6 protein-coding genes are annotated in these 11178 nt (G+C 71.8%); 5 read left to right on the top strand and 1 reads right to left on the bottom strand.

From position 1 onward, the window contains the following. The first annotated feature begins 371 nt into the window (after positions 1–371). The 4 genes from MEICH_RS0102195 to MEICH_RS23140 all read left to right on the top strand — a co-directional run bounded on the left by MEICH_RS0102195 (position 372) and on the right by MEICH_RS23140 (position 9264). Positions 372–2918: a C1 family peptidase gene (locus MEICH_RS0102195; RefSeq protein WP_157202570.1), complete on the top strand. Its 2547-nt coding sequence runs from the start codon at positions 372–374 to the stop codon at positions 2916–2918. 32 nt (positions 2919–2950) lie between these two features. Beyond that, entirely contained in the window at positions 2951–3139 is a 189-nt protein-coding gene (locus MEICH_RS28340; protein WP_157202569.1) for a hypothetical protein, read from the top strand. A 13-nt stretch (positions 3140–3152) separates the two neighbouring features. Continuing rightward, positions 3153–6851, top strand: coding sequence for a PKD domain-containing protein (locus tag MEICH_RS0102185; RefSeq protein ID WP_027891263.1), 3699 nt, complete (start codon positions 3153–3155; stop codon positions 6849–6851). A gap of 85 nt (positions 6852–6936) precedes the next feature. After that, positions 6937–9264, top strand: a complete 2328-nt coding sequence (locus MEICH_RS23140) for a DNA polymerase domain-containing protein (protein ID WP_051303838.1) — start codon at positions 6937–6939, stop codon at positions 9262–9264. Here the strand turns inward: MEICH_RS23140 and MEICH_RS23135 are convergent. After that, positions 9215–10150, bottom strand: a complete 936-nt coding sequence (locus MEICH_RS23135; RefSeq protein ID WP_051303837.1) for an SDR family NAD(P)-dependent oxidoreductase — start codon at positions 10148–10150, stop codon at positions 9215–9217. The two genes, MEICH_RS23140 and MEICH_RS23135, sit on opposite strands and share 50 nt — an antisense overlap. 136 nt (positions 10151–10286) lie before the next feature. Here MEICH_RS23135 and MEICH_RS0102170 point away from each other — a divergent pair, with 136 nt between their 5' ends. Then, positions 10287–10658 carry a hypothetical protein gene (locus MEICH_RS0102170; protein WP_027891262.1) on the top strand — a complete coding sequence of 124 codons (372 nt, stop codon included), beginning with the start codon at positions 10287–10289 and terminating at the stop codon, positions 10656–10658. Positions 10659–11178: the final 520 nt, after the last annotated feature.

Raw genomic sequence — 11178 nt, 5'->3', positions numbered from 1 at the left:
GCCCGCCCCCGGGGGACCACGCCGCCCGGGGCCCGGGGGCCTCGGCGGGGGCGGGGCGGGAAAGGATTGGGGGATGCGACTCCTCCACGGACACCCACTCCTCGGCCCTCTTCGGACGCGATCGGGCCAGCGGTTGCCGGTCCTTGGAAGAGTCCTCGTAAATTGGCATGACAGGCCGATTCTACAAACTCAGTCCAGGAATTTTCCTTAATCTGCCGGTTAGGCAGTCCGGCCAGGGGGCTCGAGGCCCCAGGGCATACCCGGACCCGGGCTGCTGGCACCCTGGCACTGCTGCAACGCTGCTGCAACGCCTCGCCTTCTACCCTGGGGCCACGGTGAAATCCGGCTCACCGGGCAAGGAGGGGATATTCATGACCCGAATGGTGCTCAAGGTATTTCTGGTCGGGTTGATCGGTATTCTGGCGGCGTGTTCCGGCGGAGGGGGCGACAAGGTCTTTACCCCAGACAACGCCTTCGGCGGCCCTCCGCCGCCTACCGCGCAGCTCGTGGGTGCGGAGGAGTTCCGGCGGCTCACCCAGGACCCCGACTTCCGCTGGGAGTCGCAGTCTGCACGCCAGGCCCGCAAGAAGCAGGCCGAAGACCAGTTTGGGGCCGACCAAGTCAGCATCCAGAGCCTGGTGCAGCAGCGGCCTAGCCTGGCCCGCTTCCTGCAGGAGCCCGACCTCAGCGACCCCAGCGTCAAGAAGCTGCCCGGCGACAACTACCTCGTCACCTTCACCGACCGCTCCGGGCAGGCGCTGAGCGTGATCACCATGGGGCAGCACGCCCAGTTGCGCGAGCTGCTCGCCGCGCACGAGCGCTTCATGCGGGTGGACAACCAGTTGGGCGTGTACGCCGAGGCCTACGCCGCCCTCCCCGACGACCTCAAGGCCGGGCTGCCCACCCCGCAGTCGCTGCAGGGCAAGGGCTTCGCCGAGGTCCGGGCGGCGCTGGCGGCGCTGGAGCAGAAGCTCGAGGGAGAGGTGGAGGCGCTCGAGCGGCAGGCCGTGCCGGGGTTCGTCCTGCGGCAGGGCCCGGGCCGGGCGGCCGCCGACCCCTACCAGCCCCCCGGCTTCCCCGCCAGCCCCGGCGCCGAGGAGCGCGCCGGGGAGGGGGGAGACCGCACCGGCAACGCCTGCGACTACACCGCCGGCGGCCTGTACAACAACCTGCACTGGCCCTTGAAGTACTTCATCACCAGCACCAAGAGCCAGGGCCGGCGCGGCTCGTGCACCAGCTTCGCGCTGGCCTCGGCCGCCGAGACCCGCGTGGCCGTGCGCGAGGGCAGGTGGGTCAACCTCTCCGAGCAGTTCCTCTACCACAAGATCAAGACCGTCTGGGACGCCGACGACTACGACGAGGGCGCCCCCACCGCCGACGTGGCCGAGGAGTTCAGCACCAGCGGCTACCGCCTGCCCTTCGAGGACCTGTGGAACTACAACCCCTCCCCCGGCCGCGCCGTGGGCAGCAGCGCCGACGAGGAGGAGGACTTCGCGGGCTCGTGCACCGGCTACGACGAGCGCTGCTCCAACACCACCCACCAGGGCCAGTTCCTGTGCACCCAGGTCGAGGGGGCCGTCTACTGCGGCAGCAAGCCCCCCGGCAACGGCGAGGGCTACAAGATCAGCAGCTCCTACGTGCTGTGGGAGAACGGCGACGACCTGCCGCTCAACACCATCCGCACCATGCTGGCCAACGGGCGCCCGATGGTGGTGGCCCTGGAGGTCACGCGCGGGATGCGGGGCAACCGGCTCGACGCCAACGGCTTCCTGGTGGACTACGACGACGAGGTGCTGGGCGGGCACGCCATCCACCTGGTGGGCTACCTCTCCAACAGCAAGATCCAGGCCAAGCTGCCGGGCGCGCCCATGGGGGGAGGCGGGGGCTACTTCATCCTCAAGAACTCCTGGGGGCAGTGCTACGGCGACGGCGGGCTGGTGTACATCCCGGTCGACTGGGCCGAAGGCTACTTCAAGAACATCACGGTCTTCTCCCTCACCGACCCCGCGCCCGTCTTCACCAACAAGCCGCCCACCGTCCAGATCACCGCGCCCGCCGACGGGGCCAGCTTCCCCTACGCGCAGAGCGTGACCTACACCGCCGCCGCCTCCGACCCCGACGGGGAGACCCCGGTGGTCACCTGGACCTCCAGCGCCGACGGCGAGCTGGGCAGCGGGGCCAGCCTCACCGTCCACTTCAGCTCCCCCGGCCCCCGCACCGTCACCGCCACCGCGCGCGACGCGCAGGGCTTCACCGCCTCGGCCTCGATCAAGGTAACCGGGGTCAACCAGGCCCCCACCGCGCAGATCCTCGAGCCCCCCGCCGGTTCGGTCTACGTGGGTTCCGGCATCACCTTCAAGGGTAAGGGACTGGACGGCGACGGGGCCTTCCCGGTGGAATTGCCCTGCACCAGCCTCTCCTGGAAAAGCAGCAACGCGGGCGACACCCTGGGCACCGGCTGCCAGTTCACCGCCACCTTCACCACCACCGGCTCCCGCACCATCACCCTCACCGCCACCGATGCCTACGGGGCCAAGGGCAGCGCCACCGTCGCGCTCAACGTGCAGCCCCTGCCCCCCAGCGGCCCCCCGGTGGTGGAGATTACCGAGCCCGACGAAGACGAGCAGTTCGATGCCAACGCAAACATCGCGCTGCTTTATCGCGTGGTCGCCGACCCCGGCGGCGGGCCCGGCAGCCAGTACACCGCGGTCTGGAAGATCAAGTACCTCAACAACGAGCAGACCATCACCCCCAAGACCTGCACCGTCACCAACCTGTCCTACCCCTGCTTCAAACCCAGCGACTACGGTTTCAACAACAACGGCGTCAAGATCACCGACCTCACCCTCACGGTGACCGACCCCGAGGGGCTCAGCGGGAGCGACAAGGTGCAGATCCAGATCGGCTTCGTGCCCTGAACGACGGCGGGGCGAGCCCAGGGAGATGAGCGATGAAGGAGCCTGTTCCTCAGGAAGTCTGTTTGCGGCTGCGCATCCGGCCCGAGACGGCCGAGCAGCCCTGGCACGCCACGCTCGAGGACCGCGAGGGTTCGGGGCGCTTGGAGTTCGACTCCCCCCTCGAGCTCGCCCGGCACCTCGCGCAGGTGGGGCACCTCGAGCCCAGGGGCAAGCTGCGTTGACACGGAGGCATGCATGAAGCGTTACGCGTACTGGGCAGGGTTGCCGGTGCTGCTGTGGGGCCTGCTGGGCTGCGGGGGCGGCGGGAAGGCCCCCAACAAGCCCCCCACCGCCGCCTTCGAGGTCTCGGCCGCCGGGGTGGAGGCGGGCAAGGCGCTGAGCTTCGACGCTTCGGCCTCCGCCGACCCCGACGGCGACGCGCTGGTGTATAGCTGGGACTTCGGCGACGGGGGGCGCGGCGGGACCGCCCGGCTCGCCCACCGCTTCGCCAGAGCCGGCAGCTACACCGTCCGGCTCACCGTGGCCGACGGCAAGGGCGGCAAGGCCAGCGCCGAGAAGACCGTCGCCGTGAGCCCCGGCCCCGCCCCCAGCAAGGAGGTGACCACCCTGGTGCGCGTGAGCGACACCGGGGGCAACCTGCTGGCCGGGGTGACGGTGCAGGTAGTGGGGGGCGGCGCCGGCGCGACCACCGGCAGCGACGGCAAGGCCAGCCTGAGCACGGGGGCGGGGGCGCCGGTGGTGCTCCGCTTCGCCAAGGAGGGCTACGCCCAGCAGTTCAAGCGCCTCGAGCTGCCCCCCAGCGCCGAGGCGGGCTACCTCGAGGCCACCCTGATGCCCCGCGAGCCTGCCCAGACCCTCCCCGACGCGGCCAAGGGCGGCAGCCTGGGCGGGGCGGGCGGTTCGAAGATCACCCTGCCGCCCGGCGCCCTGGTGGACGCGGGCGGCCAGCCGGTGAGCGGGCCGGTGCAGGTGGCGCTGAGCCCGGTGGACGTGGGCAGCCGGGTGGAAGCCTTCCCTGGTCGCTTCGAGGGGCTGGGCCCCGGCGCCGAGGAGGGGATCATCCTCAGCTACGGCACGGTGGAGTTCGCCCTCTCCAAGGGCGGCCAGGAGGTCAACCTGGCCCCCGGCCAGAAAGCCACCATCGAGATCCCGGTCTACACCGCGCTCAACAAGGACGGCTCGGCGGTCAAGGTGGGCGACAAGTACCCGCTGTGGTCGCTCGACGAGCAGAGCGGGCTGTGGGTGCAGGAAGGGGAGGGCACGGTGGTCGCCAGCGGCGCCTCGCCCAGCGGGCTGGCCCTGCGCGGCGAGGTGACCCACTTCTCCTGGTGGAACCACGACGTCTTCGACGGCCTGCCGTATAAGCCCAAGCCCCGCTGCCTGGTGGACACCGACCACGACGGGAAGCTCGAAGACCTCACCGACACCGGCTTCTGCTGGCACTACGGCACCGGCCCCGACCAGCCCCCTAAGCCGCGCGTGGGCAGGCAGAACGCTCAGCGCGTCCCCGCCTATGCCGCCGAGGACACCACCCCGGTGACGGGGGGCAAGGTGCTGCCGATCCCGGCGGACATGGACATCGCCCTCCGCTCCTACGCCAAGAACGGCACCCTGGCCGGCCTGACCGTGCTGCGCGGCCCGGCAGGCAAGGAGGAAGAGGTCACCGTCGTGCTCTACCCGGTGGGCAACGGGGGCTCCTGCGACGCCCCGCCCGCGCTCGGCGTGCCCCACGACAAGGTCTACAGCTTCGCCCGGGTGGGACAGACCCAGTGCTTCACCCTCGGCGCCGCGCCGGGCGACAGCTTCGAGGTGCGGGTCAGCCGCGGCACCGGCTCCACGCTGAGCGGGACGGTGAAGGTCGTCAAGCCGGGCGGCGGCTCGGATCAGGCCGACTTCGGGGCCCAGGTGGGCTCGGTGGTGATCTCCAACGCTACGGCGGGCCAGCACCGCATCGAGGTCAAGGCCGGGGCCAACGCGCCTGGCGGCTATCGCCTCGAGCTGCGCCCCCTCGGCGGCACCACCTGCGCCAACCCCACCACCCTCACCCTGCCCCACGACCAGACCTACAACTACAGCGCCTCTTCCACCGTGCAGTGCTTCAAGGTGGCGCTCGGCGAGGGCGAGGCGCTTGAGGCCAAGCTGCCCAGCTTCACCCCCGGCGCGGTGCAGGGCCTGTTCCGGGTCTTCGCCCCCGACGGGCAGAAGATCTTCGAGGACGCCTTCGGCCAGGGCTTCGGCGCCGGACTGCTGATCTTCGGCGCGGCCCAGGGCGGGGAGCACCGGCTCGAGGTGGTCATCGCCAACGCCTCCAGCGGCACCTTCCGGCTCACCGCCGGCAAGAGCACCCCCGAGGTGATCGGCCTGCCCGACCTCCGCACCCTGAGCGGCCTGACCACCGGGAGCCCCAAGCGCTACCTGCTCGACGCCCCTCCGGAAAGCCCGGTGAGCCTCGCCCTCACCGCCCAGAACGGCCAGCACGGGGTGGCGGCCTACCCTTCGGGGGCCTTCATCTACGCCAGTTGCTCCTCCTGCTCGCAGCCCTCCACCGAGGCCTTCGTGCAGAAAACCCCGCCCTCGGCCCGGATGGTGCTCGAGGTCTTCCGCAACAACGGCTCGGGCACCTCGCAGTTCACCCTCGCCACCGCCAACCCCGCCCCCATCGCCTTCGACACCGACGTCAACGCCACCCTACAGGCCGGCAAGCTTGACGTCTACGCCTTCGAGGGCAACGAGGGGCAGGAGGTGAGCCTGGGCATCGCCTACTCGCAGAGCGCCGCCAGCTTCTTCCCGGGCTTCAGGCTCGTCGGCCCCAACGGCGCCGCGGTCAGCAGCGCCCAGTCGGGCATCGTGGCCCTGCCCAAGAGCGGGACCTACGGGGTGGTGGTGAGCAGCAGCCTCTCCGGTTCCGGGAGCTACACCCTGCGCCTCAACCTCGCCAAGCCGCCCACGCCGCTGACCCTGCAAGACCCGCTGACCGAGGTGAGCACCCCGCTGGCCCTGGGCGAGCGCAAGCGCTATAGCCTCAGCCCCAACCTGCTCCAGGCCGAGGTATTCGCCCTCGAGCTCGCCACCAGCCAGACCTCCTACGCCACCGCCCTGGTGAGCGGGCCCAGCAACGGGGTCTACAACGCCTTCGTCGAGATCGACTCGGGCGGCGGGGCCCAGGCTGAGGTGAGCAACGGCATCTACGTGCGCACCGCCGGGGCGTACACCCTCGAGCTCTACTCCACCGAGCGCTACCTCGAGCGCCTGGGCGGGACGCTGACGGTGGGCGTGGTCAAGCCCACGCCCCAGGCCGCCGCCTTCGACACCGCGCTCACCGGCAACCTGAGCTTCGGGCAGATGGCGGCCTACCGTTTCACCGTGCCCGCCGAGGGGCGCTACCTGCTGCGGGCGACCGGCCCCGCCACCTGTTGCTGGTACGCCACGGCATGGGGCCCGAGCGCGCCCTACAGCAACTACACGGGTGAGTTCACCGCGAGCTACTACTACACCAGCCAGGAGGTCAAGGGCCTGCTGCGGGCCGGGGCCAACACCCTCACCGTGCTCAACACCAACAGCACGAGCCCCGTGAGCTTCACCACCCACCTGGTCACGCTCGAGCCCCCCACCGACGTCGCCGCCGGCGACCCCGCGTTGGGCGGCAGCATCGACGCCGCCGGCGAGCGCGACTACTACCGCTTCACCGCCAGCGCGGGCCAGAACTTCACCGTGAGCGTCAGCGGCGGCTTCGGCGGCACGGTTCGGGTCTACAAGCTGCCCCCCAACGGCGACTACACCTCGGGCGCCGGCATCCCGCCCTTCGACCCGCCCAAGCCCTTCGGCAGCCACAGCTTTACCATCCCCGCGGGCGGCGACGGCACCTACCTCATCGAGGTGGACGGCACCGACGCTGCGACCGGAAGCTACAGCGTCAGCCTCAGCAGCCCTTGAGTGGGGCGGGCTGCGGGCTCGAGCGGGGGAGGCTGCCCTCCCCCGCTCAGCTTTCGGCCACAGCGGAAGTGATAGCCTGTTTTACGTGGACACCGGCGCCGACCCCTGGCTCTTCGGCTGGGACCCCACGCCCGCCATCGTCAGCGTCTGGGCCGACCGCGAGGGGCGGGCGCTGGTCTGGCGCCGCGCCGGGGAGGGCGTGGTCTGCGAGCGGGCCCGCTTCCGCCCCTGGCTCTACGCGGCCCACCTCGACGACCTCGCGCACTTAGGCCGCAGGCTGCGCCCGGGCGACCCCGAGGCCCCCTTCAGCTACCGCGAACTGGAGGGCCCCGAGGGGTCGCTGCGCTATTTGGTGAGCGCGCGCGACGGGCGGGCGCTCGAGCGGGCCCTGCTGGAGGGAGCCAGCCGCCGCCTGGGCCGGGAGGTGAGCGACCTCGAGGCCCTCGACGACTACTACCAGGTGGGCCCGGTCGAGCAGTACCTCATGCAGACCGGCCGCACCTACTTCCGCGACCTGCCCTTCGCCCGGCTGCACCGGTTGCAGTTTGACCTCGAGACCACCGCCCTCGACCCCCGCCAGGGCCGCATCTTCATGGCCGCGGTGCGCGACTCGCAGGGCCTCGAGCAGGTCCTCGAGGCCCCCCGCCCCGAGGACGAGCCCCGCCTGGTCGAGGCGCTGTGCGCCCTCGTCCGGCAGCGCGACCCCGACGTGATCGAGAACCACAACCTCATGGGCTTCGACCTGCCCTTTCTGGAGGGCCGCGCCCGGGCGCTGGGGGTCCGGCTCGAGCTCGGCCGCGCGCCGGGCCCAGCCGAGCTGGTGCGGCTGGGGGAGGGGCGCAACGCGCGCTACAGCGTGGCGGGCCGCGAGATGCTCGACACCCTCGACGCCACCTGGCGCGTGGACTTCGTGGTGCGGGCCCTGCCCAGCCACGGGCTCAAGGACGTGGCCCGCTTCTTCGGGGTGGCCGAGGAGGGGCGGGTCTACCTCGAGGGCCACGCCGTCTACGCGACCTACCGCGCCGACCCCGAGCAGGTGCGGCGCTACGCCCTGCAGGACGTGCGCGAAGTGGACGCCATCGCCCAGCGGCTGCACGCCTCGGCCTTCGCGCTCGCCCGCATGGCCCCGCGCCGCTACGAGCGGGTGGCCTGCGCGGGCACCGCCACCGGCATCCTCGAGCCGATGCTGGTGCGGGCCTACCTCCAGGCCGAGGCCGCGCTGCCCTGCTCGCGGGAGGGGGCCTCGAGCGAGCCCCACGCGGGCGGCGGGCTGGCCCTCTTCGCCACCGGCGTGGCCGAGCGGGTGGTCAAGGCCGACGTCGCCAGCCTCTACCCCTCGCTCATCCGCACCTACGGCATCGGCCCGGCCTGCGACTACCTGGGGGCTTTCGTGCACCTCGTGGACCGGCTCACCGGGCTGCGCCTGGAGCACAAGCGGCAGGCCCAGCTCCTGCCCAAGGGCTCGCTCGAGCAGGGCGAGCACGAGGCCATGCAGGCGGCCATGAAGCTCCTGATCAACTCGGCTTACGGCTACCTGGGCGCCGGGCGGCTGGCCTGGTTCGCCGACCGCGCCGCCGCCGACGCCATCACCCGCCGGGGCCGCGAGGTGCTGCGGCAGGTGTGCGAGGAGCTGCGCGCGCGGGGCGCCACCCTGATCGAGGCCGACACCGACGGGGTGTACTTCAGCGTGCCCGAGGGCTGGGACGAGGCCCGGGAGCGGGCCCTGGTGGCCGAGGTGGCCGCCACGCTGCCCGCGGGCCTGCGGCTGGAGCTCGACGGGCGTTACCGGGCCATGTTCAGCCACGAGGTCAAGAACTACGCCCTGCTGGGCTACGACGGCCGCCTCACGGTGCGCGGGGGGGCGCTGCGCTCCAGCCGCTCCGAGCCCTTCGCCGAGGAGTGGCTGCGGCGGGCGCTGCGCTCGCTGCTCGAGGGCGACGTGGCGGGCCTGCGCGAGGGCTTCTTAGAGACCGTCCGGCGCCTGCAGCGGCGCGAGTACGGCCTGGAGGAGGTCGCCACGCGGGCCAAGCTGAGCAAGACCCCCGAGCAGTACGCCCAGGCCGGGCGCAGCGAGGCGGTGTACGAGGCACTGCTGGCCTCGGGCCGGTTGCGGTGGGCGGTGGGGGAGCGCGTGCGCATCTACCGCGCGGGGGGCGGGGTCTGGCGGCTGCTGCCCGAGAACCCCGAGGCCGCCCCCCGCGACTACGACGTGGGCCACTACGTGCGCCTGCTGCGCGAGTCCTACGCCGAGCGCCTGCGCAAGGCCTTCCGCGACGAGGACTTCGAGCGCCTGTTCCGCCTCGAGGAGCAGCCCGGCCTCTTCGACGCGCCGCTGGAGGGCATCGAGCCGCTGCGGGTGGGCGCTACTGCCGGCGCCGGGCCAGCCAGGGGCGGCGGGGGGCCCGGTCGGTGAGGCGGCCCCGGACCACGAAGGGGGGGATGGGGCGTTCGTCGGCGTCGCTGCCGGGGGCCTTGCGGGTGCCCATCCCCTCGGGCCGGTCGGAGCGGAACTCGGGCATCAGGCGGTCCATCAGGGCGGGGAAGAGGCTCTGCAGCACCAGCAGGCCCTTGGCGGGGCAGTAGGGCAGCACCACCGGGCGGTAGCGCTCGAGGCAGTCGGCCACCGCGCGCCCGACCTGGGTGGCCTCGAGCACCGGCCCCGCCAGGTAAGCCCCCAGGCGCTTCTCGCTGAGGTTGGGGGCCTTGTCGAAGAAGGGGGTGCGCACGGCGGTGGGCATTACCAGGCTCACCTTCACGTCCAGGCCCTCGGCCAGCATTTCCTCGCGCAGGGCCTGGGTGTAGGCCCCCACGAAGGCCTTGGTGGCGCTGTAGAAGCCCATGTAGGGGAAGGCCACCCGCCCGGCCACCGAGCCGATGTTGACCAGGTGGCCGTGCCCCTGCAGGCGGAACTGCGGCAGCACGCTCTGGGTGCCGTGGATCACGCTGTAGACGTTGAGCCGCAGCAACCAGTCCATGAGCGCGGGGGTGCTGGCCTCGAGCGAGCCGAAGAAGGCCCCGCCCGCGTTGTTGACCCAGGCGTCGATGCGGCCGTAGCGCTGCACCGCCGCCATCACCAGCTCCTGCACCTCGGCCCGCTCGGTGACGTCGGTGGGGGCGCAGAAGGCCTCGCCGCCCAGCGCCTCGACCTCCTCCTGCACCTGCAGCAAGGGCTCGAGGGTGCGCGCGGCGAGCACCAGCTTGGCGCCCCGGTCGGCGCAGTGGAGCGCGATGGCCCGGCCGTTGCCGCTCGAGGCCCCCGTGACCACCACCACCTTGCCCTTCAGGCCCTTTCGTGCCATCCCCCTCACCTTGCCGCCAGCGGCTGAGTCCGGGCTGCATGGGGGCTGAGGGGCGGCCGCCTCAAGCGGCCCTCAGCCGGTCCTCCGGGGGGGCTCAAGCTGGGGTCTTAGCCTCATGCCGGAACGGAGGGAGCGTATGCCGGGTCGCAAATGGCTTTTCACCCTTGCCCTGATGCTGGCGTGCGGGGTTGTCGCCTTCGGCTTTTGGAGCCCGCGCCAGTCGCCGGCCTTCATCCGGCCGGCCGGGCTCATGGAGGGGAGCATCCAGGGCGAGCGGGCCCAGGTGGCGCTGATGGCGCTGCAGGCCGAGCTCGCGCGTGAGTGGGGCAGTGAGGCGGTGCAGATTGCCCCGGCGCGCCTCGAGGGGCACGGGCAGGACGCGTTCTCGGGCACCGCCATGGTGCGCATGGACGAGGGCGACTGGTACACCATCCGCTTCGAGGTGCTCCTCGAGCCCGGACAGGACCGGGCGCTCGAGGTGCGTTCCTGGCCGCTCGAGCAGCTTTGACCCGGCCGGACCGACTCGGAAATTCTTACGAGGGCGAGCCCACGGTTCGCCCTTGCGCTTTTGCCTCCGGAGGGGTTGGTATGCGGTGCTGTGATTTGGTGACCCCCGCTCCGCCGTCGGAGGGTGTAGGGGGAGGCCATTCCACATGGCGAGGGCATCGCGGTACGCGATCCGGCATACGCCGGAAACCTGCTCCCCCTCTCGCCCTCCGAGGGACTCCAGGTTACCGGCAGAGCCGGTATGGCCTACGGCCACCCCCTCGCGGACATGCCGCCGGGCCTCAGTGCCCGCGTACGCGGGGGTGCGGGCCGCACCTTGACCCGGCGGCATGTCCGTCTGCGCCACCCCGCCCACCCCCTCCCCGCCGTCGAGCCGCAAGAACACGGCCGGGGACGGGGCGTCACAGGTCGAGCGGGTGGTCCCCTGGGGCGTGGGGCGTGTAGTCGGCTTGTGGGGCGGGGATGCGGCCCCAGTGGATGATCGATTTCAACAGGGCGTTCGGCTATCAGCTATCGGCTAT

The organism is Calidithermus chliarophilus DSM 9957, from assembly GCF_000430045.1.
Lineage (GTDB): Bacteria > Deinococcota > Deinococci > Deinococcales > Thermaceae > Calidithermus > Calidithermus chliarophilus.
This window is presented reverse-complemented; position numbering and strand designations above follow the sequence as displayed.

Excerpts from the sequence above, each read along its gene's own strand:
- MEICH_RS0102195 (WP_157202570.1), top strand. The coding sequence starts at position 372 with ATGACCCGAATGGTGCTCAAGGTATTTCTGGTCGGGTTGATCGGTATT.
- MEICH_RS28340 (WP_157202569.1), top strand. The coding sequence starts at position 2,951 with ATGAAGGAGCCTGTTCCTCAGGAAGTCTGTTTGCGGCTGCGCATCCGG.
- MEICH_RS0102185 (WP_027891263.1), top strand. The coding sequence starts at position 3,153 with ATGAAGCGTTACGCGTACTGGGCAGGGTTGCCGGTGCTGCTGTGGGGC.
- MEICH_RS23135 (WP_051303837.1), bottom strand. The coding sequence starts at position 10,150 with ATGGCACGAAAGGGCCTGAAGGGCAAGGTGGTGGTGGTCACGGGGGCC.
- MEICH_RS0102170 (WP_027891262.1), top strand. The coding sequence starts at position 10,287 with ATGCCGGGTCGCAAATGGCTTTTCACCCTTGCCCTGATGCTGGCGTGC.